Here is a 26,365-nt window from a genome sequence, read left to right as displayed (position 1 = left end):
CATCGGTGGCGACACCCAATTCCGCGCGGCGGAACCCCGCACGCGGCGCCGCGTGCGGGGTGCGGGGGTCTCAGTCGACGGCGGTGGTCCTGGGCGCGCTGTAGACGACGTCCACGTACTCGCGGTGCCGTCCGATCCACCCCGAGATGAACGGGCACAGCGGCAGCACCGGCAGACCCCACTCGCGGGCCTGGTCCAGCCCGGCTCGCGCCAGGGCGCTGCCCACGCCGCGGCCCTCGAACGCGGGGAAGACCTCGGTGTGCGTGAACACGATCAGCTCGGGCGTGCGGATGTAGACCGCCTTCCCGGCGACCTCCCCGTCCACCACGGCGGCGAAGTGCTTCTCGTCGGGCACGTCGTGCACCTCGATGGCCATGCGGGTTCCTCTTCTCGACCGGGAACCGCAACCCTACAAGCCGGGGGCGGCCGGTATCGCCGCAGGTCACCGCCCGGGCGTTCCGCCGCGGTGGTCCCGAACCGCCGTACGGGTGGCGTCGAGGGAGCGGGCGGCGCGCTCGCGCTGCCGCTCCATGAGCGGCACCGCGAGGAAGAGGCACACCAGGCCCAGGACCAGCAGCGGTGCGCCGCCCGCGAGGCCGGGCAGGCCCTCCTGCCCCCAGCCGAGGACCGAGACGAACAGCCCGAACGCCGCCATCACCCCGAACGCGACCCGCATCGCGGTCTTCGGGAACGGGATGTCCGCCACCGCCGCCGCGTGCTCCGCCAAGGCCGCCGCCAGCCGCGGTTCGACCGCCTCACCGCGGGCCGCGGCACGGCGCACCTCGCGCCGGTCCGGCCCCGCCAACGCGGAGAACGCCGGCGTGGCCCGCGCGCGCCGGGCGAGGAAGACCGCGGCGACGCCGAACGGGACACCCGTCGCGAGGCCGAACCACCAGTTCCCGCGCGCCCACGCCTGGGCGACGCCGAAGAGCACCCCCGCGCCCAGTCCGATCCCCACCACCAGCGCGAACGGCAGTTTGTTCCGCTCCGCCACGGCAACCCCTCCCTCGTCGAACTCGTCGAACTCGTCGAATACCCGGTGGAGGTCCGGGGGAGGCCCGCCGAACGGACCTCCACTGAGGACCGGACGGGCGATCGGCAGCGGACCGGGCGAATCGCCCACCCCCGGTCCGCAAACGCTCCGTGTCTGAATCGTGAGCCCGGAACGTTCACAGCGCGTAACGGGTGTGGCCGGGAACGGGATCGGGCATCCACCCCTCGACATGAGCCGGCGGCATCCGCCAGCCGGCCGGCGGAAGGGAAGGAAGAGGTTCATGGGCATTCTGGGCTGGATCGTGCTGGGTCTCATCGCGGGCGCCATCGCCAAGGCGGTCATGCCGGGTCGCGACCCGGGCGGCATCGTCATCACCATGGTCATCGGCGTCGTGGGGGCCATCATCGGCGGTTTCGTCGGTCAGGCGATCTTCGGTACCGGGCTCGGCAGCTTCTTCGACCTGAGCACGTGGCTGCTGGCGATCCTCGGTGCGCTGATCGTCCTCGGCATCTACCACGTCGTGACGAGCCGCGGTCGCCGCGCTCACCACTGACCGTCCTAACCGGACCTGACGGTGCGGCGCCCCGCTACGGGGCGCCGCACCGTCGTGCGCGCACCTCGCGGCTACGGTGGCGCCATGAGGGTCGTGCTGCTGGGTGAGTACCGCGCGGAGAGGCTGATCGCGCCGCTGCGCGCCGCCGGCGCCGAGGTGGTGGTGCTCGGCGGACCCGACCTCGGCCCGTGGTTCGGCGACGACGTGCGCGTCGGCCGGCTGCCGGCCGAGCCCACCGACGACGCCGTGGCCGCCCTGCTGCGCCACTGGTCGCCCGACCTCGCGGTGCCGAACGTCCGGTCGCCGGGCCAGGAGCAGCACCTCCCCGTCTACTCGCGGTTGCGCGGCCCCGGCCTGCCGGTCCACCCGCCGGTGTTCGCCGACCTGGCCACGGACAAGGTCGCCTTCCACCGCACCGCCGTCGAACGCGGTTGGCCCGTCCCGCGCGGCGTGGTGTGCGAGACCCCGGCGGACCTGCTCGCGACGCCGCTCCGGTTGCCGACAGTGGTGAAGGAGGCGCGCAGCGAGTCGTACGCGGGCAGGCACTTCGTGACGGATCGTGACGACCTGGCGGTGCTGTCCGCCGACCTGCGCTACCCGCTGCTCGCGCAGGAGGCCGTGACGGGCGAGGAGTACGCGGTCGAGCTGCTCACCACCCCTGACGGCACCACGACGTGGCCGGTCGCGTCCCTGGGTGCCCTGGACCCGGACTGCGCCCCCGGTGGCCGCGTCCGCGCGTCACCCGTCGACTTCCCGGCGGAGGACGCCCTGGCCGCCCTCGTCGCCGACGTCGTCGCGTTCGGCCGCCCGCACGGACCGTGGCAGCTGGACCTCGCGGTGACCGGGGACGGCGCGCTGGTCGTGTTCGAGCTGAACGCCCGCTTCGGCGGCGTGTCGAACATGAGCTGGCTGGCCACCGGCGCGGACCCGCACGCCGTGCACGTGGACGCGGTCCTGGGCCGCCCGCTGCCCACCCCGGGGGCGCACCGCGCGGCGGTCGAGCTGCCGGTCCCCAACGGCGTCGTCCTGCCGCCGCCCCCGCCCGGCGCGGAGCTGCACGCGTTCGTCGCCGGTCCCACCAACCCGACCCCGGACCTCACCGGCTTCTACCGGGCTGTCGTGGCCGTGGACCCCGACCACGCCGACGAGACCCGGACCTGGGTCGCGGGCCTGGCCCTGGACCTGACCACGCCGACCGCGGTGCTCGCCGGGCTCGACCGCGGCCTGCGGGCGCTCTGACCCGGCCCCCGACCTCCCCCGGGGAGCCCGTGCGGCAAGATCCGGGGGCATGACCGCACCGCCGCGCAACCCCGTGGTGGCCTGCGGGGTCTACGTCGACGGCGTCCGGCAGCCCGGCGACCGCACCCCGGCCGCCGCCATCGCCGAGGTCCGCACCCGCGGCGGGTTCGCCTGGATCGGCCTGTTCGAACCCGGCGACGACGACATCCGCGACGTCGCCGACGCGCTCGGCCTGCACGAGCTGGCCGTCGAGGACGCCGTGCACGCCCACCAGCGGCCCAAGCTGGAGCGCTACCCCGAGCACCTGTTCGTGGTCCTCAAGACCGTCCGGTACGTCGAGCACGAGTCGCCGACCACGGCCAACGAGATCGTCGAGTCCGGCGAGATCATGGTGTTCCTCGGCCGGGACTACGTCGTCACCGTCCGCCACGGCCGCCACTCCGGCCTGCACGACGTCCGCGAGCAGCTGGAGCGGGAACCGGAGCGCCTCCGCGGCCCGGCCACCGTCCTGCACGCCGTCGCGGACCGGGTCGTGGACGGCTACCTGGACGTCGTCGAGGCGTTCCAGGGCGACCTGGACTTCCTCGAGACCGCGGTGTTCGCGCCCCGCGACTCCCTCGGCGTCGAGCAGGTGTACCTGGTCAAGCGGGAGCTGCTGGAGCTGCGGCGCGCGATCATGCCGCTGGTCGGACCGCTGCGGTCGCTCAGTGACGGGACGTGCGCGCCGTTCGTGCCCGAGGCGGACCGCACCTACTTCCGCGACGTGGAGGACCACCACACGCGGGTCGCCGAGCGCGTCACCGGGTTCGAGGACCTGCTGACCACGCTGGTCGACGCGACCCTGGCGAAGGTGTCGCTGCGGCAGAACAACGACATGCGCAAGATCTCCGCGTGGGCCGCGATCATCGCCGTGCCGACGATGGTGTTCGGCGCGTACGGCATGAACTTCGACCACATGCCGGAACTGCGCTGGACCTACGGCTACCCGCTGGTGCTGGCCGCCGTCCTCGGCGCCTGCGCGGTGCTCTACCGCCTGTTCAAGCGCTACCACTGGCTCTACGACGCCCCGAGCCGCCCCGCGCCGCTCGCGCGCCCGACGTTCTGGGTGATGCTGTTCCTGCTGACCTGGCTGGCGGCCGTGGTGCTCGGCGTCGAGTAGCGGTGCCGGGAGGACCGGTGCCCGGGATGATCGGCACGGTCCTCAGAGGACTCTGCCCGCGTATAGCACGGTTTCACCCGAAGGTGTCTTTCTCGCCCCGATTGGGTATGTCCAGGTCAACAGCGCACACCGCGCGCACGGACGCAGAGAACGGGAGCCGACATGCCCTGGGTGGAACGACACCGTCGACGTGCCCCGAACAGCTGGTTCCGCACGACCACCGTCCGCCGGCACTACCGCAAGCCCGCCGGGCTGCCCGTCGTGGCGATCGCCGTCGCGGCGGTCGTGATCCTGCTGCTGCTCATCGTGCTCTTCTAGGTCCACCACGGACGGCAGGCGCCCGGCGGGCCGCGGAGGACGGGGAGACCCGTCACCCGCGGCCCGCGGCGCGTCACCGGGGTGTCCGGTTCGGTGCTGCCGGTCCGGATGCGGTCAGTCGGACGTGCTGTCCAGCCGGTGCACGGCGATGTGCAGCACGTCCGACGCCGCGATCGCGGTCAGCGCGGTGGCCACCAGGCGGGTCGCCCGGGGCGCGAACACCAGCCCGCCCACCAGGGCGCCGGCGATCCAGACGCCCGAGCAGAACGGGCACGTCACCAGTTCGCCCACGGCGTGGCGCACGCCGTCGCCGCGCACGGACTCGTTGACCTCGGCGTTGCCCGCCGGTTCCTCGTAGCGGGTGAACGGGGCGCGCAGCGCACTGGTCACGGAGCCCTTGGTGACCAGGCGGCTCGCCTTGTAGGTGGCCACGGAGACGAGTGCGACGTCACCGAGCGCGAACCGCTCGGGCAGGCGCACACCGAGGTGGCGGCCCACGGCGGTGGCGAGCCCGACGGCGCCGGCGAAGGTGCTCATCGCGGCCAGGTAGCCCTTGAGGGGGCGGTCCTGGCCCGCCGCGTACTCGGTCTGCACGCGACGCAGGGTGGCTGAGATCGACATGGCGCTGGAGTTGCCCCGATCGGGTAGGTGAAACGTGTTCAGGGACGGCCTCGCGCCGGGGTCCGACCCTCGACCCCGTGGCGCAGCGGCGTGTTGTCGTCGGGCGAGTGCGCCGGGGACACCGGCGGTGTGCGCGGGGTGGACGCGGCGCCCGGCGTGCTGGCCGGGTCGCCGCCGGACGGCTCGGCGCCCTCGTCCGGCTGGGCCGGCCTCGCGGTGAGCACCTCGGTCACCGGTGTCCGGTTCCCGTGCGCGCTCTCGTGCTCCAGCACGGCGGCCGGCTCGTCGCGCGCAGGGAGCGCACGCGGTGCCGCAGGTCGCCCAGGGACAACCGGTCGTAGTCCGGGATGGGGAGTTCGTGGCTCATGCCCGGCGGCTACCCGGCCGATCGCCGGGCAAACGACCCCGGCGGCGGTCTCCCCGACCGGGCGCCGCGACCGTGCGGTGCCGCACACCCGGTGGGCGACCGGTCCGGGCGGGTTTGAACGGGGCCGTCCCATCGCACCCCCTTGCGGGTACGAGTGCACGTCCGACCAGAACGCGGAGGAGCGTCACCATGAGCGAGGAGAAGGCCTGGAACGACGTGGCCGACCAGGAGCGCCCGGTCGACCCGTACGCCGAGATCGAGGTCGCCGACGACGAGGAGGCGTCCGTGGGCAGGCCGGAGCGACCCGAGCCGGCCACCGCGACCGACGTCGACGCCGACCCGGCCGACGTGGCCGACCAGCACCGGGTGGTGCCCCTGACCGAGGACGACGAGTTCTGAGTGCCGGGATGACCGCGCGGCGCGGCGGCGCACCGGTGGAGGGGGCGCCCGTGGGGCTGGGCAGGGCGATGGCGGACGGCGTCGTGGTGCTCGACGGAGGGCTGTCCACCGCGCTGGAGGCGGCCGGGCACGACCTGTCGGACGAGCTGTGGACCGCCCGGCTGCTGCTGGAGGACCCGGACGCCGTCCGCGCCGCGCACACCGCGTTCCTCGACGCGGGCGCGCAGGTCGTGATCACGGCCGGCTACCAGGTGTCGTTCGAGGGGTTCGCCCGGCGCGGCCTGACGCACGTCGAGACCGCGGGGCTGCTGCGGCGCAGCGTGCGGCTGGCGCGCGAGGCGGTGGCCGGGGTCGACGGACCCCGGTGGGTCGCGGCCTCGGTCGGCCCGTACGGCGCGGTGCTCGCCGACGGCTCGGAGTACCGGGGCCGCTACGGGCTGAGCACGCGCCGGCTGGTCGAGTTCCACCGGCCGCGGATCGAGGTGCTGGCCGAAGCCGGGGTCGACGTGCTGGCGGTGGAGACCATCCCGGACCGGCAGGAGGTCGAGGCGGTGCTGGAGGTCGTCGCGGGCTCGGGGGTGCCCGTGTGGCTGTCGTGCAGCGCGCGCGGCACGTCCACCTGCGCGGGCCAGCCGCTGGAGGCGGTGTTCGCCGACGCCGCGTCCGTGCCCGAGGTGATCGCGGTGGGCGTGAACTGCTGCGACCCCGGTGATGTGGAGGCCGCGGTGGTCGCCGCGCGCGCCGCCGGCAAGCCCGCCGTGGTCTACCCGAACAGCGGTGAGCGCTGGGACGCGCGGGCCCGTTCGTGGTCCGGCGGTCCGACCGACGGGGCGGCGTCGGCGCGGCGCTGGGTCGAGGCCGGTGCGCGCCTGGTCGGCGGGTGCTGCCGCACCGGCCCGGCCGACATCGCCGCGCTGGCAGACCGCCTGCGACCGGTGCCCCGCTAGCGCCCGACGCGCCCTAAACCGCTCCACGGGGTGAAGGACGTCTCCTGCGTGCCATGTTGCAACGATTTTGAATCGAATCTAGTCTGGGACACATCACGCTGGACCATCACGCCGGACCCCCGAAGGACGTGGTCGCATGCCCGAGTTGTCGCGCCTCCCCCGACCCGTCGCGGATTCCTGGGACTGGCAGCTGAAGGGCCTGTGCCGAGGCATGGACAGCGCCCTGTTCTTCCACACCCCCAACGAGCGCGGACAGGCGCGGGAGACCCGCGAGGCGCGTGCCAAGGAGGTGTGCAACCGGTGCCCGGTGATGCGGCAGTGCCGCGAGCACGCCCTGGCCGTCGAGGAGACCTACGGCATCTGGGGCGGGCTCGGCGAGAGCGAGCTGCGCACGATCATCGCCCGCAGGCACCGGCGGGCCTGACAGGCCCACCGGAACACCGGCCCGTCCACCGGGGACGCCGACCGGTCGTCGTGCTGGTGTCGCGGTCGGAGGGTGATGGACGGGCAGGGCGGTGCGGTGCCGGGCACCGCGTGGACGCCGGGCGCGGTGGCCCGGATGCTGGGCGTCTCACCGACGACCCTGCGCACCTGGGACCGCCGCTACGGCCTCGGGCCCTCCTCGCGCACCAGCGGCAACCACCGCCGCTACACGACCGAGGACGTCGAGCGGCTGCGCCGCGTGGTGGCCGGGATCGCGAAGGGGCTGGCGCCCGCCGTCGCCGCGGCGACCGCGCTGGGCGACCCCCCACCACCCGGACCCCCACCCGGGGCCGCGGAACCCGGTGACGGCGGACCCGGGATCGGCCCGGCGGACGCCAAGCCGGCGCGGCGCGGTTTCCTGCGCGCCGCCCACCGCCTCGACGAGCCGCTGATGCGCGCCGCGGCGATCGACCTGATCACCCGCCACGGCGTCGTCGAGGCGTGGCAGCACGTCTTCACCCCCGTCCTGGTCGAACTGGGCCGCCGCGCCGCCGCCCGGGGTCGAGGCGTCGAGGCCGAGCACCTGGCCAGCGCCGCGATCCTGCACGCCCTGCGCGGCGTGCCCTTGCCGGACGAGCGGGGCAGGTTGGCCGCGCTGCTCTCCTGCGCGCCCGACGAGCAGCACGTGCTGCCCCTGGAGGCGCTGGGCGCGGCGCTGTCCGAGCGCGGTGCCACGTGGCGCAACCTCGGCGCCCGCCTGCCCGCCCTGGCCCTGCTGGACGCGGTGGACAAGCTGCGGCCCGCCTCGGTCGTGGTCTGGGCGCACCGCGAGGACATCGCCCGGCAGGTGCCGCTGGACGAGCTGGTGGACCGGTTCGACGCGGTCGTCACCGTCGGGGGAGCGGGGTGGGGCGCGGTGACCACGCCGCCCGGCGTCGTCCGGCCCACGTCGGTCGAGGACGCCGTCCGGGTCGTGCTGGAGGCCACCGGCCGCTGACCCGCCCCATCACACGTACGTGCGTCACACGTGCGTGCGGGACGTCTGGTCGGGATCGCCGTGGCGCTTCCGCGCGGCGCGTTCCCGGACCCGGTCGAGCATCGCCATCACCGGGGTCGCGGACATGCCGTGCACGACGATCGAGCCCACCACGACCAGGGCCGCCACCCGCCACAGGGCGTCCACCTCGGCGAACCCGCCCTCCTGCACGGCGTAGGCGACGTAGAAGAGGGAACCGACCCCGCGCACGCCGAACACCGCGATGACCGTCCGCTCGCGCGGCCCGGTGCCGCCGCCCAGCAGGCCCAGCAACCCGGCCACCGGGCGCACCACGAACAGCGTGACCGCCGCCACCAGCACCTCGCCCCAGGTGATGCCCGCCAGCAGGCCGGTCGCCACCGCGCCGCCCAGCAGGAACACCACCACCACGGTCAGCATCCGCTCGACCTGCTCGACGTACTCGTGCAGCACGTGGTGGTAGTCCGACCGGCGCTCGGCGGAGCGGATCACGCACGCGCAGACGAACACCGCGATGAAGCCGTAGCCCTCGGCCAGCTCCGTCACCCCGTACGCCAGGAACGTCGCCGCCAGCGCCACGAACCCCTCGGCGTGCTCGGCCAGCCGGAAGTCCTGCCTCGGCGCGGCGAAGAACAGCTTGCCCAACAGCCACCCGACCAGCGCGCCGATGCCCACGCCCGCCGCCAACCGCCACAGCACGTCCACCGCCAGCCAGTGCGGCAACCACTCGCCGGGCGCGACACCGACCAGGCTGATCGCCACCGCAGCGTAGGTGAACGGGAACGCCAGGCCGTCGTTCAACCCGGCCTCCGAGGTCAGGGCGAACCGCGCCTCGTCCTCGTCGGCCCCTGGGTGCTCCGCGGGCTCGGCGACCTGCACCTCGTTCGCCAGCACCGGGTCGGTCGGCGCGAGCGCGGCGCCGAGCAGCACCGACGCCGCCGCGCCCAACCCGAGCACGGCCCAGCCGAGCGTGCCCACCGCGAGCATCGACAGCGGCATCGTGATGCCCAGCAGCCGCCACGTCGTGCCCCACCGCCGTCGACCGACCGGCCGGTTGAGCGCCAGGCCCGCACCCATCAACGACACGATCACGCACAGTTCGGTCAGGTGCGTCGCGATCCCGCCGTGCTCCACCGGGTCGGGGTCGGGCAGCGGCCCGATCACGCCGAACGCCAGCGCGCCCGCGGCCAGGAACACCATCGGCATCGACACCGGTGCGCGGGCCAGCAGCCTCGGCAGCAGCGCCGCCGCCAGCGTGGCCGCGCCGGCTCCCGCGTAGAGGACCGGTCCTGGTTCCACGAAACGGCCCCTTCCTGGCGGTGACCGGCACCGGATTGCCCGCCGACGACCTGCTGAAACCCGATGGTGCCGTTAAGGTGTCGCGATCAGGAGGGAGCGCGCCCGTGTCCGAGGACCGACCCATCGCGGACTCCTACAACGACCACAACCCCCTCTTCCACGCGCTGCGGCACGTGGGCTGGGGCGACCTGGTGAACATCGGCTGGTTCACCGCGCCGACCCTGCCGCTGCTGCTCGGCGGGCTGGGACCGTTCCAGCGCAGGCTGCTGCGCCGCTCGCTGTCCCTGCTGGACGCCCGACCCGGCCACCGCGTGCTCGACGCGTGCTGCGGGCGCGGGCTGTCGACCGCGGTGCTCGGGCGCGCGGGCTGCGACGCCCTGGGCGTGGACGTCCAGCCGGAGCAGGTCGCGCAGGCGCGGCGGCGGTTCGGCGACGCGCCGAACACCCGCTTCGAGGTGGCCGACGTGGCCGCCCTGCCGGTGGCCGACGCCTCCGTCGACCGCGTCCACTGCCTGGAGGCCGCCTTCCACCTCGGCCCCGAGGGCCGGCGTGCCTTCCTGGCGGAGTGCTCCCGGGTGCTGCGACCGGGCGGGCGGCTGGTGCTCGTCGACCTCACCTGGCGCGACCCGGACCCGGGCACCATCGACCTGGTGGACCCGCACCGCGTGGTCCGCACCACCTGGTCGTTCACCGAGGTCGAGCCCGTGGGGCGCTACCCGGTCCGCGCGCGCGAGGCCGGGTTCGCCGTCCGCGCGGCGCACGACTGGACCCGCCACGTCCTGGGACTGCCGCTGCGCCTGGCCGGTCCCGCGCTGAGGCTGGCCGCCACCTCCGTCGGGCGGCGCGCGGTGTGCCTGCGCTGGCCGGGGCTGCGCGAGCTGACCGAGGACGACTGGCGGCGGGTCTCCGACAACGTCCGCGCGCACGTGCCGTTCGCCGCCGCGTGCCGCTACTCGGCCCTGGTCCTGGACAAGCCCGCCTGACCGGTCCACGTCTCGGTGCCCGCCACGGTGTCGGCCGCCACCTGGTCCAGCACGTCGGACAACCGGCCCGCGCGGGCGTGGGCGCGGCGCTGCCTGGCCGCACCGGTGCCGTGCTGGTCGACCCGGGCGAGCAGGTCGCGGACCAGGGCGAGGTCGTCGCCGTCGAGGTGGTCGCGCACGCGGTGCAGGAGGCGGTCCAGCACGAGGCGCGCCGGGACCAGGCGTTCGGACGGCACGTCCAGGCACAGCCCGGTGAGCCCGTCCCGGGCGGCGCGCCAGGAGGCGACGCGCAGCAGCTCGGTCGGCACGCGCGGCGCGGGGAGTCCCCGGTGGACGTCGGCCAGCGCGGCGGTGACGAGGGCCCGCACCAGGCCCGCCAGCAGCACCGCCTCGTCGGCGGTGGCGGCGACGTCGGCGACCCGGACCTCCACCGTCGGCAGGTGCGAGGAGGGGCGGACGTCCCAGTAGACCATCCGCCGGTCGTGCGCGGCCCCCGAGTCCACCAGCAGGTCGCACACGGAGTCGTAGTGCTCCGCCGACTCGAAGTAGGGCGGCGGGCCGGCGGCGGGCCACCGCGACCAGACGACCGTGCGCCAGCTCGCGTACCCGGTGTCCCGCCCGCACGCCAGCGGCGAGTTCGCGGTCACCGCGCCCAGCACGGGCAGCCACGGCCGCAGGTGGTTGCACACCTGCACGGCGGTCTCCGGGTCGGGGACGGCGACGTGCACGTGACAGCCGCAGATGGACTGCTCGCGCGCCAGCAACCGGTAGTCCTCGGCGAGGTGGCGGTACCGGTCGCCGCCGGCGGTCGCCACCTCCGGGCCGCCCACCGGCGGCACACCGGTGGCGAGCAGCGTGCAGCCCAGCCCGCGGGCGGCGTCGGCGGCCACCAGGCGCATCCCGCGCAGCTGCCTGCCCACGTCGGCCAGGGTGTGGCACACCGACGTCTTGGTCTCCACCTGCGCGCGGGCCAGCTCCACGTCCAGCTCCACCCCGAACCGCCGCCCGGCCGCCGCCACGACCTCCGCCCCGAGCGGCGCCGGCTGCCCGGTCCGGGGGTCCACCAGCAGGAACTCCTCCTCGACCCCCATGCTCGGGGTCGACTGCGGGACGTCCACGGCGACCTCCTGCGCTCCGACGGGGTTGACAGTCGAAATGCCCGCCACGCCGCAGGCCAAACACCGTCCCGTGTGGACAAGCCTTGGTGCGGGAGGGAATCCGGGTAGGTCGCCGCCGCTGGGGTAGCCAGGGACCATGGTCAAGCGCGCGGTGTGGCAGGGGCTGGTGTCGGGAGCGGTCGGCGCGGCCGTGATGACGGTGGGGGAGAAGCTGGAGCAGCGGGTCACCGGGCGGCCCGACTCGTACGTGCCCGCCCGGGTCCTGGAGCGGCTGCTGGGCATCCGGGAGAGGCCGGGCCCGCAGCCGCGGGCGGTGAACCTGGCCATGCACTACGGGCAGGGCGCGCTGGCCGGCGTCGTGCGGTCGCTGATGGCGAACGCGGGGATGCGCGGGCCGGTGGCCTCGACCCTGTTCGCCGCGGTGCGGTTGAGCAACGACCAGATCCTGGAGAACGCCACCGGCGTGGGCGCGCCGCCGCAGACCTGGCCGCGTCGCGAACTGGTGGTGGACCTGCTGCACAAGTCCGTCTACGCGTTCGCCACCGGACTGGTGGCCGACGCCCTGGCGGCACGCGGCGGGCCGGGTCCGGGGCAGCGGCACGCCGGCCTGCGCCCCGGTCGCCGGTCCCACGTCGGGCCGCCGACGCCGTCCCGCTGAGAGCCCGACCCGACCGGCAGGAGGACCGCATGACCGATGAGGAGAACCCCATGACGACCGACGGGCGCGACGGCACCCGCCACGTCCGCATGCCGGTGCCGCCGGGCGGCGACGCCGACCGCCACCCCGGCAGCCGGACCTGGGCGACCCGGACCCCGGCGCGGACGCCGACGACCCGGCGACCAGCAGCGGCCACCCCCACTCGGGGCGCCGCCACCGCGTCGACGGGGACGAGGGCCTGCCGGGCGAGTCGGCGCGGGAGGAGAGGACGGTGAGCCCGCCGGGGGAGCGCTGAGCGGTCGGGGTCGGTGGACGCGTCCCGCCGCGTCCCGCCGCGTCACGCCCGGCGGAAGGCTTCCCACGCCACGGTCGCGTCCCGCACGCGTCCGCCCGTGGTCACCCGAAGGGGGAGCGGACCGTTTTCCCGGTACCCCGCCGGGTAGCCGGGGACCAGGACGACGAACGCGACGTCGAACGAGACGACGACGATCCCGGCTGCGGGGCGGACCACGCCGGCAGACCGCCTCGGCCCCCCAGGAGCACCCATGAACGTGACGACCACCGCCCACTTCCACACCGGACCGCCACGGGCGGACGACGCGGCGGTCCGACCCGTTCCGGGGAGGGGCCGGTCATGAGCGGCTACGAGGAGCTCGTGGCCGGCGTGCGCGCCAGGGCCGCGCTGCCCGGCACGGAGGAGGCCCGAGCCGCGATCACCGCCACCATCGGCACGCTGTCGCACTGCCTGTCCGACGACGAGCGCGTGCGGTTGGCCGAGTCGCTGCCGGCCATCGTCGCGGGCGCCGCCGCGGAGCCCGCCCCGACCGTCGTGCCGGACCCGGCCGCCGCCGCCGCCGAGGTCGGCCGCCGCGTCGGGGCGACGCCCGAGCGCGGCCGGTACCTGACCCAGGCGGTGCTGTCGGCGCTGTCCGCGTCCGTGCCGGACGCCGCGGCCCTGCTGCGGGAGCGCCTGCCGGAGGAGTTCGTGGAGTTGTTCACGCCGCCGGCCGGCGCGCCGGACCTGCCCGGTGCGGCCGGGGCGGGTCGGCCGGCGGTGCTCACCGACGAGCAGGTGGCCACCGCGCTGCGCGACCTGCCCGGCTGGAACGGCAACCGCCGGTGCCTGCGGCGCGCCGTCGAGCTGCCCGCCGACCGCATCCCCGCGCTGTGCAAGCGGATCAAGACCATCGCGACCGACCAGGGCAGGCACGTCGGCACCGGCCGGCAGGGCGACACCGTGACGTTCACCCTGTTCACCAACGCGGTCGGCGCGGTCACCGCGGACGACGTGGAGATGGCCCGGCGCATCGACGAGGAGATCGACCGGGTGGGGTCGTCCGGCTGACCGACCTGGTGCCGTGCGCGACGGCCCGCTGAGCCGTGACGGCTTCCGGTACGACCGCGCCGTCCGTGACGCCGAGGGCCGCCCGGGGCGGTGACGACCTCGTGGTGGACGGGATGCCGCCGGACCTGATCCGGGACCGGACGACCGCGTCGGCGGGTCCGACGTCCTCTTCGTGCGCGTCACCTGCCCGTTGGCGGTGGCGGAGCAGCGCGAACGGGCAGGTGACCACGCCGTCGTGGGCCTGGTCCGGGACCACCTGCCGACCGTCCACGAGGGCATCCCGTACGACCTGGAGGTCGACACCGCGCCGGGACGCCCGCCGAGCCGGCCGGGGTCGTGCTGCGCGCACGGGGCACGCACGGGCACCCGACCGGCGGCGGTGGCTGCTCCGCCGGTGGTCTTCAGGGGCGTCCCCGGCGGCAGTAGCCTGCGGTGGGGGAGGGGAGGCGGGCCGGTCGCGGCAGGCGTCGGGCACGGGCCCGCAGTCCGCACGCCTTCCCGCTGTCGTGCCCGCGCACCGCACCACCCGCTCCCTCGCCACCGCTGCCGGCCCCGGCGGCGGTGGGGCCGCTTCGACCCGACGAAGAGGGAGAACCCCTTGCCGGAGAACCGGAACACCACGCGCGGCCTCGTCCGCCCGCTCGCCCTGGCGCTGTTCTGCTCCGCGGCCCTGGCCGGGGCGGCGGGCACGGCGACCGCCACGCCCGTCGAACGCACCCTCGGCTACACGTGCGCCACGTCGCTCGGACCCGAGGTGCCCGTCGACGCCCGCGTCACGATCGGCTTGCCCGACGAGGTGTTCGACCGGCCCGGCACCGTCGGGTACGCGGACCCCGCGTTCCTCGACGCGGACGTCGAGCTGTCCCTCGGCGCGGTCGTGCCGGGCCGGCCGGCCGGTGCGGTCGTGCGCATCGACGGCGACAGCACCGCGACCCTCGGTGCGACCCTGACGGGTCCGTCCGGGACGTGGACCTCCAGCGCGGCCCTGACGTTCGCGCCTGCCCCGGTCGGCGGGCCCCGTGACGTGCTGCGCGCCGCGGGCGGCTTCCCGGCGATGTCCTTCCACCGATCCGGCGACCACGTCGTCCACCTGGACGACCTCGCGCTGTCCCTGCGCGTCGAGCGGGCGGACGGCACCGCCCTGGGCGCGATCACCGCCACCTGCGCCCACGACCCGGGGCAGGACGACGTGGTGGGGGTGCTGCGCTCGGAGAGCGTCATCATCGAGCGGCCGGTGCGCCCGTCCCGGTTGGCCGTGACGGCCACGACGCCGACCAGCGCGACCCTGACCTGGTACGCGACCCCCTGGTGGTTCCAGACCTGGGGCTACGACGTGTTCCTGGACGACGCCCCGGTCGCCTTCGTGACCGGGCGGCAGGCCACGCTCACCGGTCTCGCGCCCGACAGCCTGCACCGGGTCAAGGTCGTGACCCGGGACGTCCGGGGGTTCCGCTCGGCCAAGAGCCAGGGCCTGGTCTTCACCACACCGCCCGCCCGCGGTTAGCCGGGCACGACCCCGCGCCCCGCACCGGGGCCGGCCGGGCAGGCGGTGGGCGGCCGGTCCCGCGCCGCCGCGTCGGGCACCCGCCCCGGCGCGGCGGCGCGGGACCGGCCGCCCCGGCGACGATGCGGGCCGCGTCGGTCGGCCGGCGGCGCTCGTCGAGCGCGGAGGGCACGCGCAAGCCGAGGACGGTGACCGGCTCGTCGATCGCGTGGTGGCCCCGAGCCGCTGAAGACCACGACCGCGTCCTCGCCGCCGAGGTCGTCCCGGATCACGCGCCGGCCGGTTGCCGGGGAACAAGGCGGTACCGCGGACCGCGCTCCCCGGGACGCCGGGGCGGAGCGCCGTCGGGAGGCGGTGACGGGCTGGAGGTCGGAGGATGGCCGGGTGCCGCGCCGACGCGGCGACCGCGGACCGAGTGGAGGAGCAGCATGCCCGGGTGGGTGGCCGACGCGATCTGGTGGCAGGTGTACCCCTTGGGGTTCACGGGCGCCGAGCGGTCCGCGGTGGACGAGGTGCACCACCGGCTGCCGCACCTGGAGCGCTGGCTCGACCACCTGCTGGAGCTGGGCTGCAACGGCCTGGCGCTCGGCCCGGTCTTCGCGTCGAGCACGCACGGCTACGACACCGTCGACCACTTCCGGATCGACCCGCGCCTCGGCGACGAGGCCGATTTCGACGCCCTGGTCGCCGCCGCGCACGCCCGCGGCGTCCGGGTGCTGCTCGACGGCGTGTTCAACCACGTGGGCCGGCGGCACCCCGCGTTCCGGGCGCTCGCCGAGCAGGGGCCGTCGGCGCCGACGGCGGACTGGTTCCGGCCGCGCCGGCCCGAGCGGTGGGAACCCGGCGTCGAACCGGAGGTCGACGTCTTCGAGGGCCACGACATCCTCGTCGAGCTGGACCACTCCAGCGAAGCCGTCGTCGACCTGGTGACCCGGGTGATGGTCCACTGGCTCGACCGCGGCGCGGACGGGTGGCGGCTGGACGCCGCCTACGCCGTCCCGCCGGAGTTCTGGGCCCGCGTGCTGCCCGCCGTGCGCGCCGCCCACCCCGACGCGTACGTCGTCGGCGAGGTCATCCACGGCGACTACGCGCGCGCCGTGGCCGTCGGCGGGCTGGACGCGGTCACCCAGTACGAGCTGTGGCAGGCGGTCTGGCACGGCATCGAGGAGCGCAACCTGTTCGAGCTGGCCTGGTCGCTGAAGCGGCACGCGGTGTTCCTGGAGTCGTTCGTGCCCTGGACGTTCGTCGGGAACCACGACGTGACCCGGATCGCCAGCGGGCTCTCCGACGAGCGCCACCTCCCGCACGCGCACGTCGTGCTGTTCACCCTGGGCGGGACCCCGGCGGTGTGGTCCGGCGACGAGCACGCGTTCCGCGGGGTGAAGGTGGACCGCGCGGGCGGCGACGACGCCGTGCGACCGCCGTTCCCGCCCGACCCGTCGGGCCTGTCCCCGCTGGGCCTGCCGACCTTCCACCTGCACCAGGAGCTGATCGGCCTGCGCCGCAGGCACCCGTGGCTGCACACCGCGGCCCCGGAGCAGGTGCACGTCGCCAACGAGCAGCTGGTCTACGCCGTGGCCGGGCGGGGGGAGCGGCTGCTCGTCGCGCTGAACCTGGCCGACGCGCCGTGCCGCCTGCCCGCGCCGGGGGTGCGCGGCGTGCTCGCCGGGGCGGCCGACGCGGGCCGGGACGTCGTCGGCCTCCCGCCCCACGGCTGGGCCGTGCTCGCCGGCTGACGCGGGTTCGTCGCCTCCCGGGGGGAGTGCGCCGCGTCCTCGTGGGTAACCGGGGTCCGACCGCGCAACGCGCTCCACACACGAGGAGGAAGTGCCGATGGCCCAGTACGTGCGTGACCTCATGACCGCGAACCCGGTGACCCTGGCGCCGGACACCCCGGTGCGACAGGCGGCGCAGGCGATGCGCGACCAGGGGATCGGCGACGTGCTCGTGGTCGACGGCGACCAGGTGCGCGGCATCGTCACCGACCGCGACATCGTCGTCCGCGGCCTCGCCGACCGCGAGGACCTGTCCGGCTGCTCGCTGGCCGACGTGTGCAGCGACGAGCTGATCACCGCCACCCCCGACGAGGACGTCGACACCGCCGTGACCCGCATGCGGGAGAAGGCGGTCCGCCGCATCCCGGTGGTCGAGGGCGGTCGGGCCGTGGGCGTGTTCTCCCTCGGCGACGCCGCGATCGAGCAGGACTCGCTCTCCGGGCTCGCCGACATCAGCGCCGCCCGCAGCAACACCTGACCGTCACGGCACCGCGGTGGACTCGCGGACCACGAGCCTGCACGGGTGGCGCACGACGCCACCCGCGTGGTCGCCGCCCAGCCGGTCCAGCAGGAGGCGGGCGGCGGCCGTGCCCAGGTGCTCCAGGTCCAGGTCCACCGTGGTGAGCGGGGGACGGCAGTCGACGGCGAACTCCTCCCAGTTGTCGTAGCCGACGATCGCCACGTCCTCCGGCACCCGCCTGCCCAGGTCGCGCAGGACGTCGGCGACGCCGGTGGCGATCTGGTCGTTGCCGCAGAACACCGCGTCCAGTTCCGGAGCGGTGGCCAGCAGGGTGCGGGCGGCGTGCCGGCCCCAGCGCTGCGACCACTCCCCGTGCAGGGGCGCACCGCCGGCGAGGTGGAGACCGTGCTCGGCCAGCACGGTGCGCAGCCCGGTCACCCGGTCGCGCGCCGCCCGGTAGGCCTGCGGACCGGTGATGTGGCCGATGTGCTCGCGCCGCAGCGAGACCAGGTGCTCGACGGCGAGCCTCGCGCCGCCTTCGTCGTCGGCCAGCACGGACAGGTCGGCGGGGTCCGCCGACTCGCCGTAGACGTACACCACCGGCACCGGGATGCCCCGGGTCAGCGAGGGGCGCACGTCGTTGTCGTCGCCGAGGATGATGAACCCGTCGACCTGCCTGGCCAGCAGAGTGCTGATGTAGTGGTGGCGGCGGATCGCGTCGCCGCGCGCGTCGCACAGCAGCACCGACATCTGCTCGTTGGCCAGCGCGTTCTCCACCCCCAGCAGGATCGGCATGGCGAAGCGGCCGCCCAGTTCGTCGGTGAGCAGCCCGATGGTGCGGGTGCGCCCCGAGATCAGGCCGCGCGCCAGGGCGTTCGGCTGGAACGCCAGTTCGGCGGCGGCGCGCAGCACGCGGTCCCGCGTCGCGGCGGCCACGTCGTCGCGGCCGTTGAGGGCCTTCGACGCGGTGGAGATCGACACCCCGGCGCGCGCGGCGACGTCGCTGAGGGTGGTCGAGGATGACTGCCGCTTGGCCATCGAAAGCCTTTCGAACTGTTTCGTCGAACGCCGATTCGATTGTATTCGCACGTCACCGCATCTAACCCGGATTCGGGCCAACATGAGATTGGCAATTGCCGAAAACCTTTTCGACTGTCATGGTCGAAGGCGAACCGGCACGGGACGGCCCGTCCGGCGGTGACCCGGGAGGGTTGGATGACGCTGACGTCGCCGGACACCACCGCGGTGGGTGGCCGACCCGTCGTGCCGCGGCGCGGTGCGCTCCGACCGCTGGGGCTCGGCGAAGTGCGCGTCACCGGCGGGCCCTGGGCCCGGAGGCAGGAGGTCAACGCCGCCGCGACCCTGCCGCACATCCGGTCCTGGCTCGACCGGCTCGGCTGGACCGCCAACTTCGCCGCCGGCCACAGCTCGCCCGACCGGCGGGGCCGCGAGTTCTCCGACTCGGAGGTCTACAAGCTGCTGGAGGCCCTGTCCTGGGAGGCGGGTCGCGGCGGCGACCCCGCCGTGGACGCGGCCGTCGTCGAGCTGACCGAACTGGTCGCCGCCGCGCAGGCCCCCGACGGCTACCTCGGCACCGCGTTCGGCGGTCCCGGCCGCCCGCCCCGCTACGGCGACCTGGCCTGGGGGCACGAGCTGTACTGCGCGGGGCACCTGATCCAGGCCGCCGTGGCCCGCGCCCGCACCGCCGGGCCCGACCGGCTGCTGGGCGTCGCCCGCGGCGTCGCCGACCACGTGTGCGCCGAGTTCGGCCCCGACGGGCGGCAGGGCGTGTGCGGCCACCCCGAGATCGAGGTGGCGCTGGTCGAGCTGGCCCGCGTCACGGGGGAGCGCCGCTACCTGGACCAGGCCGCCCTGTTCGTCGAGCGCCGGGGCAGGCGGACGCTGCCGCGCCACGAGTTCGGCTGGTCCTACTTCAGCGACGACGTGCCGGTGCGCGAGTCGACCTCCCTGCACGGGCACGCCGTGCGCGCGCTGTACCTGGCGTGCGGCGCGGTCGACGTGGCCGTGGACACCGGGGACGACGAGCTGCTGCGGTCCGTCGCCGCCCAGTTCGACCACGCCCTGGCCCGGCGCACCTACCTGACCGGCGGTATGGGCTCGCGGCACACCGACGAGGCGTTCGGCCCGGACTTCCAGCTGCCGGCGGACCGCGCCTACTCCGAGACGTGCGCGGGCGTCGCGGCGATCATGCTGGCCTGGCGCCTGCTGCTGGCGACCGGGGACGGCCGCTACGACGACGTCGTCGAGCGCATCCTGCACAACGTGGTGGCCACCGCCGTCGCCGACGACGGCCGCTCGTTCTTCTACGCCCACACCCTGCACCAGCGCACGCCCACCGCCGAGGTCTCCGACGACGAGGAGCAGCTGGGCTTCGGCGGCGGGCCGCGGGCCCCGTGGTTCGAGGTGTCGTGCTGCCTGGGCAACGCGGCCAGGCTGCTGGCCTCGCTGGCCTGCTACACCGCGACCGCCGACGACACCGGCGTGCGGCTGCACCAGTACCTGGACGCCGAGATCGACACCCGCCTCGCCGACGGCCGCGAGGTGGGACTGCGGGTGCGCACCGACTACCCGGACGACGGCGTGGTGACCGTGCGGGTGGTGAAGACCGACGACCGGCCGTGGTCGATCACCCTGCGCGTGCCCGGCTGGGCCGACGGCGCGGTGCTGGCCACCACCTACGGCCGCCACCCCGCGCCGGTCGGCGACGTCGTGGTGCACCGGAACTTCGCGGTGGGGGAGGAGATCCGGCTGGAGCTGCCGGTGCTGCCCCGGTTCACCGCGCCCGACCCCCGGGTGGACGCCGTGCGCGGCTGCGTGGCCGTGGAACGCGGTCCGGTCGTGTACTGCGCCGAGTCGCTCGGGGACGTGGACCTGGACGTGCTGCGCGTCGACCCGTCCACCCCGCCGGTCGACACGCCGCACGGCGTCGAGGTGCGGGCGCGCGTCGACCACCCGGCCGACGCCCGCTGGCCCTACGGCGCTCCGGCGACGCCGACCGCCGGAGCGCACGCCCCGTTCGCGCTCGTGCCGTACCACCGCTGGGCCCGCCGGGGCCCGTCCACCATGCGGGTCTGGCTCCCCGCCGACTGATCCCGACCCCCGGACCGCGCTCGAAGGAGAGACCGGTGACCACAAGAGGGCTTCGCACCACCGTGGCCGTGCTGGCGCTGACCGCCGCCGCCTGCGCCGCGCCCGACGCGGGCGGCGGGGACGAGGGCGGCGGGGACGAGGGCGTGGTGCTGACCCTGTGGACCCGCGCCGCGACCGAGGCCGTGTCCAAGGCGTACGCGGACGCCTACAACGCCACCCACCGCGACCGCGTCGAGGTGACCGCGTACCCCAACGAGGAGTACCCGGCGAAGCTCGCGTCCGCGGCCGGGGCGAAGGCCCTGCCAGACCTGTTCGCCGCGGACGTGGTGTTCGCGCCGCAGTACGCCTCCCAGGGCCTCTGGGCGGACGTGACCGACCGGTTCGCCGCGCTCGACGTGAAGGACCGGGTGGCGCCCTCCCACGTGCGGGCAGGCACGTGGGAGGGGCGCAACTTCGCGCTGCCGCACACGATCGACCTGTCCGTGCTGCTCTACGACAAGGACCTGTACCGGAAGGCGGGCCTCGACCCGGAGCGGCCGCCGCGCACGCTGCGCGAGTACGCCGAGCACGCGCGGAAGGTCGACGCGCTCGGCGGTGACGTGCACGGCACGTACTTCGGCGGCAACTGCGGCGGCTGCGTCGAGTTCACGATGTGGCCCTCGGTGTGGGCGGGCGGTGGCGACGTCCTGGACGCGGACGGGCAGGAGGCCACCGTCGACTCGCCGGAGATGGCCGACGTGTTCGCCCTGTACCGCTCCCTGTACGAGGAGGGGGTGGCCGCGCCCGCGTCCAAGGACGAAGCCGGCCCCACCTGGCTCGGCGCGTTGCAGAGCGGCAACGTCGGCATCGCGCCGGGCCCGTCCGTGTGGCTCGACGCCATCGCGGCGAAGGGGGTCGACGTCGGGGTCGCGCCGATCAGCGGCCTCGACGGCGGCGAGTCCACGTTCGTCGGCGGCGACGCGATGGGCATCGGCGCGACCACCGGGCACGAGGACGCGGCCTGGGAGTTCCTGGCCTGGACGACCTCCGACGAGGCCCAGGTCGGCGTGGTCGCCAGGGGCAAGGGCGTGCCGACCCGCACGGACCTCGCCGAGAACGAGCACGCGAAGGCCGACCCGCGCCTGGTCACCGCGAACAGCCTGGTCGCCAAGGGCCGGACGCCCTACGCCCGCAACTTCAACGCCTCGTTCAACGACCCGCAGAGCCCGTGGCTGCGGACCGTGCGCGGCGCGTTGTTCGGCGACGCGGCCTCGGCGCTCGCCGACGGCGACGAGGCCATCACCAGGTCCCTCCGGCAGGGCTGAGGACGATGACCGCGACCCTGCCGCGCCGCGAGGAGACCCGGCGACCACCCCCCGCCCCGGCCGCGCCGCGCCGCCGCGCCGACCGCGCGCGCGCCCTCGTCGGCGCCGCCTACGCCGCACCGACGGCGCTGGTGGTCGGCCTGTTCTTCCTGGTGCCGCTCGGCCTGGTCGCGTGGATGTCGCTGCACCGCTGGCCGCTGCTCGGCAAGCCCCGGCTCAACGCGCCGGACAACTACACCGGCATCGCCGACGACGAGCTGCTGCGCACCGCGGCCTGGTTCACCGCGAAGTACACGGTGATCACGACCGTGCTGCTGTTCGCGGTGGCGCTGGGCCTGGCGCTGCTGGTGCAGCACCGCAGGCCCGGCGTGGGGTTCTTCCGCACCGCGTTCTACCTGCCCATGGCGGTCGGCTTCGCCAGCGCGTCACTGCTGTTCCTGGGGCTGCTCAGCGACGAGATCGGGCCGGTGACCGACCTGCTGGCGTGGCTCGGCCTGGTCGACGGGTACGTGTCGTGGACCGGCGGCAGCCCCGACTCGGCACTGGCCTCGGCGGTGCTGCTGGTGCTGTGGCGGTTCGCCGGGTTCGCCATGCTGATCCTGCTGACCGGCCTCCAGGCGATCCCGACGGACGTCCACGAGGCGGCCAAGGTGGACGGCGCGACCCGCTGGCAGGCGTTCCGCCGGATCACGCTGCCGCTGATGCGCCCGACGATCGCCCTGGTGCTGACCATGATCACGACCGGGTCGCTGCTCGCGTTCGACCAGTTCTGGATCCTGACGCGGGGCGGCCCGGACAACAGCACGACGTCCGTGGTCATGGTGGTCTACCGGGAGGCGTTCGTGCGCCTGGACCTCGGGTCCGCCGCGGGGATCTCGGTGGTGCTGCTCGTGGTGCTCGTCCTGTTCAACGCCGTCCAGCTCGGCGTCCTGCGCCGCCGATCCTCGTGAAGGGGGAATCGTGAAGGAGAACCGCGTCCCCTTCTGGCTGACCGGCTCGGCGCTGGCGATCCTGTTCCTGTTCCCGCTGGTGTGGGCCGCGTTCGCGTCGGTGCGCACGGACACCGGGTTCGGCCTGGAGAACTACGACCGGCTGTTCTCCCCGACCGACGGCGTGTCGCTCCGGCACGTGCTCAACAGCGTCGTGGTCAGCGCGCTGACCGTCGGCGGCACGCTGCTCGTGGCCACCTTCGGCGGCTACGCGTTCGGCCGGTTCCGCTTCCCCGGCCGGGACGTGCTGTTCCTGCTCACCCTGGCCATCCTGATGGTGCCGTACGCGACCATCCTGATCGCGCTGTACGTGCTGCTGGGGTGGCTGGGCCTGGAGGACTCGCTGGTCGGGCTCAGCCTCGTGCTCGTCACGTTCCAGCTGCCGTTCTCGGTGTTCATGATGCGCAACTCGTTCGCCGCCGTCCCGGTGGAGCTGGAGGAGTCGGCCCGGGTGGACGGCTGCACGTCGTTCGGGACGCTGGTGCGGATCATGCTGCCCGCCGTGAGGCCGGGGCTGGTCACCGTGGCGCTGTTCGCGTTCCTGACCTCGTGGAGCGAGTTCTTCGCGCCGCTGATCCTGCTCAACTCCACCGACAAGTTCACCACCACCCTCGCCGTGGTGAACATGCGCACCGCGAGCCACGGGTCGATCGACTACGCGGCGCTGGAGGCGGGCGTGGTGTTCATGGCCGTGCCCTGCCTGGTGCTGTTCGCGTTCCTCCAGCGCAGCTACGTGCGCGGCTTCACCTCGGGAGCGCTCAAAGGCTGATCCGCCGCCACCGACAACCCGGAAGGAGGATCGCAGTGCCGCGATCCTGGAAGAGAACCGTCCTGGCCGTCCTGCTCGGCGTGGTGGCCGTCGGCGGGGTCGTGCAACCGGCCTCGGCGGGGGTCGCCACCGCCGCGAACCCCGCCACGTGGAGCCCGCCGTCCACCCTGGTCACCCCCCTCAACCAGGTGTGGAGCCACCAGGAGAGCACCTACGGCAACCTGTACGGGTTCCGCAACTACGGCTGGGACCAGGTGTTCGCCAACGGCGGCTACCTGAACTTCTGCGTCCGCTGGGACTCCTCGGCCCCCGTGTCCGCGTCCCTGCGCGACCGCATCCACGCCAAGCTGGCCGAGCAGTACAGGAAGTGGGTCGACCTCGTGGTCGGCCACAACAACTGGCCGTACGCCACCGTGCCGATCAAGGTGGTCGGCTGGGCGGTGCGCGACCGCGCCACGCTCCAGTGGTCCGACAACTCCGTGGACGTCTACGTCAACGACATCCGGGAGAACGCGCCGCAGTGCGCCGAGCCGTGCGGCCGGTTCTTCGTCCGCGACGGGCAGTACCGCAACTGCCCGGGCGGCGTGCCGCGGCACTACGACCAGTCGCTGTGGCTGACCGCCGGCATGGGCGGCGGCGCGGGTGGCGACTGGGGCCAGCGCATGGGCAGCGAGTACTTCGTCAACAACCTGAACACGGGTGACATGACGATCCTGCTGCACGAGATCGGCCACACGTTCGGCCTGGACGACTTCTACGACTGGACCCCCAGTGGTGTCGGCGGCTTCATCATGAAGGCCGGCAGCTCCCCGCGGATCACCGATTTCGACGCCTGGATGTTCCGCGACTGGTGGCGGCACCTGAAGAACCGCTACGGCTACTGATCCCGAGCCGGCGCCCCCGCTCCCCTGCCTCCGGCGGGGGCGCCGGTCCCACCCCGCCCCACCCGTCACGAGAGGTGACGCCCATGTCCCCGCCGACCCCCTCCCGGCGTGCCGTCCTGCGCGCCGGCGCCGTGCTCGCCGCGACGGCCGGCGCCACCGCGACCGGCGCCGTCCCGGGTCTCGCCGCCCCGGGTCCCACCGGACCGGCCGCCGCCGCGCGTCCCGACGTCGGCACGTCCGCCGACCCGTTCCCGCTCGGCGCGGTCGCCCTGCACGCCGGACCGTTCCAGGCCAACACCAACCGCACCCACGCCTACCTCAGGTTCCTCGACGCCGACCGGCTGCTGCACACCTTCCGCCTCAACGTCGGCCTGCCGTCGGGCGCCACCCCGTGCGGCGGCTGGGAGTCGCCGACGACCGAGCTGCGCGGCCACACCACCGGGCACGTGCTCACCGCGCTGGCCCAGGCGTACGCGAGCACCGGCGACACCGCGTTCAAGGCGAAGTCCGACCACCTGGTCGCGCAGCTGGCCACCTGCCAGGACCGCGCCACCGCCGCCGGGTACGACACCGGCTACCTCTCGGCGTCCCCGGAGAGCTTCATCGACCGCGTCGAGGCCCGCCAACAGGTCTGGGCCCCCTACTGCACGCTGCACAAGATCCTGGCCGGGCTGCTGGACGCGCACCTGCTCACCGGCAACGTGCAGGCGCTCACCGTGCTCACCCGCATGGCGGGCTGGGTGGCGTGGCGCAACGGCCGGCTGACCCAGGCCCAGCGGCAGGACATGCTCGACACCGAGTTCGGCGGCATGAACGAGGTGCCGGCCAACCTGTACCAGCTCACCGGCGACCCCGCGCACCTCGCGGCCGCCCGCCACTTCGACCACGCCGAGGTGTTCGACCCGCTCGCCCGGGGCCGCGACGCGCTGGACGGCCACCACGCGAACACGCAGATCCCCAAGGCGCTCGGCGCGATCCGCGAGTACCACGCCACCGGCGAGACCCGGTACCGCGACATCGCCACGTTCTTCTGGGACACCGTCGTCGGCGCGCACACCTACGCGATCGGCGGCAACTCCAACGGCGAGTACTTCAAGGCCCCGAACCGGATCGCCTCGGAGCTGTCGGACCACACGTGCGAGTGCTGCAACACCTACAACATGCTCAAGCTGACCCGGCAGCTGTTCCGCACGGACCCCGGCCGGCCGGAGCTGTTCGACTGCCACGAGAAGGCGCTCCACAACCACCTGCTCGGCGCGCAGGACCCCGACTCGGCGCACGGCCACCACAGCTACTACGTGCCGCTGCGCGCCGGCGGGCAGCGCACCTACAGCAACGACTACCAGAACTTCACCTGCTGCCACGGCACCGGGATGGAGACCAACACCAAGCACGGCGACAGCACCTACTTCCACGGCGGCAACACCCCGTGGGTGAACCTGTTCATCCCGTCCACGCTGACCTGGCCGGGGGCGCGGCCTCACCGTGCGGCAGGACACCGGGTGGCCCGAGACGCCCTCCACGAAGCCGACCGTCACCGGGGCGGGCCCGATCGACCTGCGCCTGCGCGTGCCGTCCTGGGCGACGGGGGCGCGACTGCGGCTCAACGGCACGCCCGTCGCCGCGACACCGGGCGGCTACGCCCGCCTCGACCGCACCTGGGCGTCCGGGGACGTGGTCGAGCTGAGCCTGCCCATGGCCCTGACCCGCGAGAGCGCCCCGGACGACCCGGCGGTGCAGGCGGTCAAGCACGGGCCGATCGTGCTCGCCGGCTGGTACGGCACCACCGATCCCGGCACCCTGCCGACGCTGCGGCCCGACACGATCCGCGCCACCACCACGCCGATGCGCTACACGGCGACCGCGAGCACGGGGCAGGTCACGCTGGCCCGTTCCACCAGACGCACCGTCAGCGGTACACCGTGTACTGGGACGTCGCCGGCACGCCCGCGCCCGCGTTCATCGCGCACTACCCGTTCGACGAGGGCAGCGGCACGACGGCCGCCGACGCCACCGGGGGAGGGCGCACCGCCGCGCTCGTGGGCGCGACCTGGACCACCGGCCGCACCGGCTCGGCGGTCGAGCTGAACGGCACGAGCGGGCACGTCGTCCTCCCGGCGGGGCTGCTCGC

Annotated in this window: 28 protein-coding genes and 2 pseudogenes; 22 read left to right on the top strand and 8 right to left on the bottom strand. The window is 74.6% G+C overall.

The window, feature by feature from the left end; all coding sequences use genetic code 11:
• Positions 1-70: 70 nt before the first annotated feature.
• Both CKY47_RS14360 and CKY47_RS14355 read right to left on the bottom strand, forming a co-directional pair.
• On the bottom strand, positions 71-376 hold the full coding sequence (locus CKY47_RS14360) for a GNAT family N-acetyltransferase (protein ID WP_306746270.1): 306 nt from the start codon (positions 374-376) through the stop codon (positions 71-73).
• A 66-nt stretch (positions 377-442) separates the two neighbouring features.
• Positions 443-994 carry a hypothetical protein gene (locus tag CKY47_RS14355; protein ID WP_306746269.1) on the bottom strand — a complete coding sequence of 184 codons (552 nt, stop codon included), beginning with the start codon at positions 992-994 and terminating at the stop codon, positions 443-445.
• Between the two features lie 280 nt (positions 995-1,274).
• Between CKY47_RS14355 and CKY47_RS14350 the strand changes: the two genes are divergently transcribed.
• From CKY47_RS14350 to CKY47_RS14335, 4 genes are all read left to right on the top strand, one after another.
• Positions 1,275-1,547 (top strand): GlsB/YeaQ/YmgE family stress response membrane protein, encoded by a 273-nt coding sequence (locus tag CKY47_RS14350; RefSeq protein ID WP_306746268.1) that lies wholly within the window; start codon positions 1,275-1,277, stop codon positions 1,545-1,547.
• A gap of 84 nt (positions 1,548-1,631) precedes the next feature.
• The gene (locus CKY47_RS14345; protein ID WP_306746267.1) at positions 1,632-2,786 is read left to right on the top strand and encodes an ATP-grasp domain-containing protein; all 1,155 of its coding nucleotides are present in this window, start codon (positions 1,632-1,634) and stop codon (positions 2,784-2,786) included.
• A 49-nt stretch (positions 2,787-2,835) separates the two neighbouring features.
• Entirely contained in the window at positions 2,836-3,945 is a 1,110-nt protein-coding gene (locus tag CKY47_RS14340; RefSeq protein ID WP_306746266.1) for a magnesium and cobalt transport protein CorA, read from the top strand.
• A gap of 162 nt (positions 3,946-4,107) precedes the next feature.
• Positions 4,108-4,263 carry a hypothetical protein gene (locus CKY47_RS14335; RefSeq protein ID WP_306746265.1) on the top strand — a complete coding sequence of 52 codons (156 nt, stop codon included), beginning with the start codon at positions 4,108-4,110 and terminating at the stop codon, positions 4,261-4,263.
• Between the two features lie 114 nt (positions 4,264-4,377).
• Here CKY47_RS14335 and CKY47_RS14330 read toward each other — a convergent pair whose 3' ends face one another.
• Positions 4,378-4,884, bottom strand: coding sequence for a DUF1360 domain-containing protein (locus CKY47_RS14330; protein ID WP_306746264.1), 507 nt, complete (start codon positions 4,882-4,884; stop codon positions 4,378-4,380).
• A gap of 38 nt (positions 4,885-4,922) precedes the next feature.
• On the bottom strand, positions 4,923-5,156 hold the full coding sequence (locus CKY47_RS14325) for a hypothetical protein (RefSeq protein WP_306746263.1): 234 nt from the start codon (positions 5,154-5,156) through the stop codon (positions 4,923-4,925).
• Between the two features lie 284 nt (positions 5,157-5,440).
• On the opposite strand from CKY47_RS14325, the gene CKY47_RS14320 reads away from it, so the two are divergent.
• The 4 genes from CKY47_RS14320 to CKY47_RS14305 all read left to right on the top strand — a co-directional run bounded on the left by CKY47_RS14320 (position 5,441) and on the right by CKY47_RS14305 (position 8,017).
• Positions 5,441-5,650 (top strand): Rv3202a family protein, encoded by a 210-nt coding sequence (locus CKY47_RS14320; protein WP_306746262.1) that lies wholly within the window; start codon positions 5,441-5,443, stop codon positions 5,648-5,650.
• A gap of 68 nt (positions 5,651-5,718) precedes the next feature.
• The gene (gene mmuM, locus CKY47_RS14315) at positions 5,719-6,597 is read left to right on the top strand and encodes a homocysteine S-methyltransferase (RefSeq protein ID WP_306746445.1); all 879 of its coding nucleotides are present in this window, start codon (positions 5,719-5,721) and stop codon (positions 6,595-6,597) included.
• Between the two features lie 136 nt (positions 6,598-6,733).
• Positions 6,734-7,021 carry a WhiB family transcriptional regulator gene (locus CKY47_RS14310; RefSeq protein ID WP_306746261.1) on the top strand — a complete coding sequence of 96 codons (288 nt, stop codon included), beginning with the start codon at positions 6,734-6,736 and terminating at the stop codon, positions 7,019-7,021.
• A gap of 75 nt (positions 7,022-7,096) precedes the next feature.
• Entirely contained in the window at positions 7,097-8,017 is a 921-nt protein-coding gene (locus CKY47_RS14305) for a MerR family transcriptional regulator (RefSeq protein ID WP_306746260.1), read from the top strand.
• A gap of 24 nt (positions 8,018-8,041) precedes the next feature.
• Here the strand turns inward: CKY47_RS14305 and CKY47_RS14300 are convergent, their stop codons facing one another.
• Complete coding sequence (locus CKY47_RS14300) at positions 8,042-9,334, bottom strand: cation:proton antiporter (protein ID WP_306746259.1); 1,293 nt, start codon at positions 9,332-9,334, stop codon at positions 8,042-8,044.
• A 104-nt stretch (positions 9,335-9,438) separates the two neighbouring features.
• Between CKY47_RS14300 and CKY47_RS14295 the strand changes: the two genes are divergently transcribed.
• Complete coding sequence (locus tag CKY47_RS14295; RefSeq protein ID WP_306746258.1) at positions 9,439-10,317, top strand: class I SAM-dependent methyltransferase; 879 nt, start codon at positions 9,439-9,441, stop codon at positions 10,315-10,317.
• Here CKY47_RS14295 and CKY47_RS14290 read toward each other — a convergent pair.
• Positions 10,284-11,435 carry a carboxylate-amine ligase gene (locus CKY47_RS14290; RefSeq protein ID WP_306746257.1) on the bottom strand — a complete coding sequence of 384 codons (1,152 nt, stop codon included), beginning with the start codon at positions 11,433-11,435 and terminating at the stop codon, positions 10,284-10,286. The two genes, CKY47_RS14295 and CKY47_RS14290, sit on opposite strands and share 34 nt — an antisense overlap.
• Positions 11,436-11,571: 136 nt before the next feature.
• Between CKY47_RS14290 and CKY47_RS14285 the strand changes: the two genes are divergently transcribed.
• Entirely contained in the window at positions 11,572-12,093 is a 522-nt protein-coding gene (locus CKY47_RS14285) for a hypothetical protein (protein ID WP_306746256.1), read from the top strand.
• A 337-nt stretch (positions 12,094-12,430) separates the two neighbouring features.
• Here CKY47_RS14285 and CKY47_RS14280 read toward each other — a convergent pair whose 3' ends face one another.
• On the bottom strand, positions 12,431-12,604 hold the full coding sequence (locus CKY47_RS14280; protein ID WP_306746254.1) for a hypothetical protein: 174 nt from the start codon (positions 12,602-12,604) through the stop codon (positions 12,431-12,433).
• A 123-nt stretch (positions 12,605-12,727) separates the two neighbouring features.
• Between CKY47_RS14280 and CKY47_RS14275 the strand changes: the two genes are divergently transcribed.
• From CKY47_RS14275 to CKY47_RS14260, 5 genes and pseudogenes are all read left to right on the top strand, one after another.
• The gene (locus CKY47_RS14275; protein ID WP_306746253.1) at positions 12,728-13,438 is read left to right on the top strand and encodes a DUF2267 domain-containing protein; all 711 of its coding nucleotides are present in this window, start codon (positions 12,728-12,730) and stop codon (positions 13,436-13,438) included.
• A 160-nt stretch (positions 13,439-13,598) separates the two neighbouring features.
• Positions 13,599-13,733 (top strand): annotated as a pseudogene (locus CKY47_RS36910) (phosphotransferase-like protein); the annotation flags it as partial.
• A 303-nt stretch (positions 13,734-14,036) separates the two neighbouring features.
• Positions 14,037-14,942 carry a fibronectin type III domain-containing protein gene (locus CKY47_RS14270; RefSeq protein ID WP_306746252.1) on the top strand — a complete coding sequence of 302 codons (906 nt, stop codon included), beginning with the start codon at positions 14,037-14,039 and terminating at the stop codon, positions 14,940-14,942.
• A 428-nt stretch (positions 14,943-15,370) separates the two neighbouring features.
• Entirely contained in the window at positions 15,371-16,678 is a 1,308-nt protein-coding gene (locus CKY47_RS14265; RefSeq protein ID WP_306746251.1) for an alpha-amylase family glycosyl hydrolase, read from the top strand.
• 97 nt (positions 16,679-16,775) lie between these two features.
• The gene (locus tag CKY47_RS14260) at positions 16,776-17,195 is read left to right on the top strand and encodes a CBS domain-containing protein (protein WP_306746250.1); all 420 of its coding nucleotides are present in this window, start codon (positions 16,776-16,778) and stop codon (positions 17,193-17,195) included.
• A gap of 3 nt (positions 17,196-17,198) precedes the next feature.
• Here CKY47_RS14260 and CKY47_RS14255 read toward each other — a convergent pair whose 3' ends face one another.
• On the bottom strand, positions 17,199-18,215 hold the full coding sequence (locus CKY47_RS14255) for a LacI family DNA-binding transcriptional regulator (RefSeq protein ID WP_306746249.1): 1,017 nt from the start codon (positions 18,213-18,215) through the stop codon (positions 17,199-17,201).
• A 177-nt stretch (positions 18,216-18,392) separates the two neighbouring features.
• Between CKY47_RS14255 and CKY47_RS14250 the strand changes: the two genes are divergently transcribed.
• The 7 genes and pseudogenes from CKY47_RS14250 (at position 18,393) to CKY47_RS14220 (ending at position 26,322) form a co-directional block, all read left to right on the top strand.
• Positions 18,393-20,288 carry a glycoside hydrolase family 127 protein gene (locus tag CKY47_RS14250; protein ID WP_306746248.1) on the top strand — a complete coding sequence of 632 codons (1,896 nt, stop codon included), beginning with the start codon at positions 18,393-18,395 and terminating at the stop codon, positions 20,286-20,288.
• A 35-nt stretch (positions 20,289-20,323) separates the two neighbouring features.
• Complete coding sequence (locus CKY47_RS14245; RefSeq protein WP_306746247.1) at positions 20,324-21,592, top strand: ABC transporter substrate-binding protein; 1,269 nt, start codon at positions 20,324-20,326, stop codon at positions 21,590-21,592.
• Between the two features lie 5 nt (positions 21,593-21,597).
• Positions 21,598-22,542: a carbohydrate ABC transporter permease gene (locus CKY47_RS14240; RefSeq protein ID WP_306746246.1), complete on the top strand. Its 945-nt coding sequence runs from the start codon at positions 21,598-21,600 to the stop codon at positions 22,540-22,542.
• A 10-nt stretch (positions 22,543-22,552) separates the two neighbouring features.
• The gene (locus CKY47_RS14235; RefSeq protein ID WP_306746245.1) at positions 22,553-23,350 is read left to right on the top strand and encodes a carbohydrate ABC transporter permease; all 798 of its coding nucleotides are present in this window, start codon (positions 22,553-22,555) and stop codon (positions 23,348-23,350) included.
• 35 nt (positions 23,351-23,385) lie between these two features.
• Positions 23,386-24,234, top strand: a complete 849-nt coding sequence (locus CKY47_RS14230; RefSeq protein WP_306746244.1) for a hypothetical protein — start codon at positions 23,386-23,388, stop codon at positions 24,232-24,234.
• An 83-nt stretch (positions 24,235-24,317) separates the two neighbouring features.
• Positions 24,318-25,619, top strand: a pseudogene (locus CKY47_RS14225) (beta-L-arabinofuranosidase domain-containing protein); the annotation flags it as partial.
• Positions 25,620-25,719: 100 nt separating this feature from the next.
• Positions 25,720-26,322 carry a beta-L-arabinofuranosidase domain-containing protein gene (locus CKY47_RS14220; protein WP_306746444.1) on the top strand — a complete coding sequence of 201 codons (603 nt, stop codon included), beginning with the start codon at positions 25,720-25,722 and terminating at the stop codon, positions 26,320-26,322.
• Positions 26,323-26,365 lie beyond the last annotated feature (43 nt).

This window comes from Saccharothrix longispora, assembly GCF_030852425.1.
GTDB classification, from domain to species: Bacteria; Actinomycetota; Actinomycetes; order Mycobacteriales; family Pseudonocardiaceae; genus Actinosynnema; species Actinosynnema longispora.
This window is presented reverse-complemented; position numbering and strand designations above follow the sequence as displayed.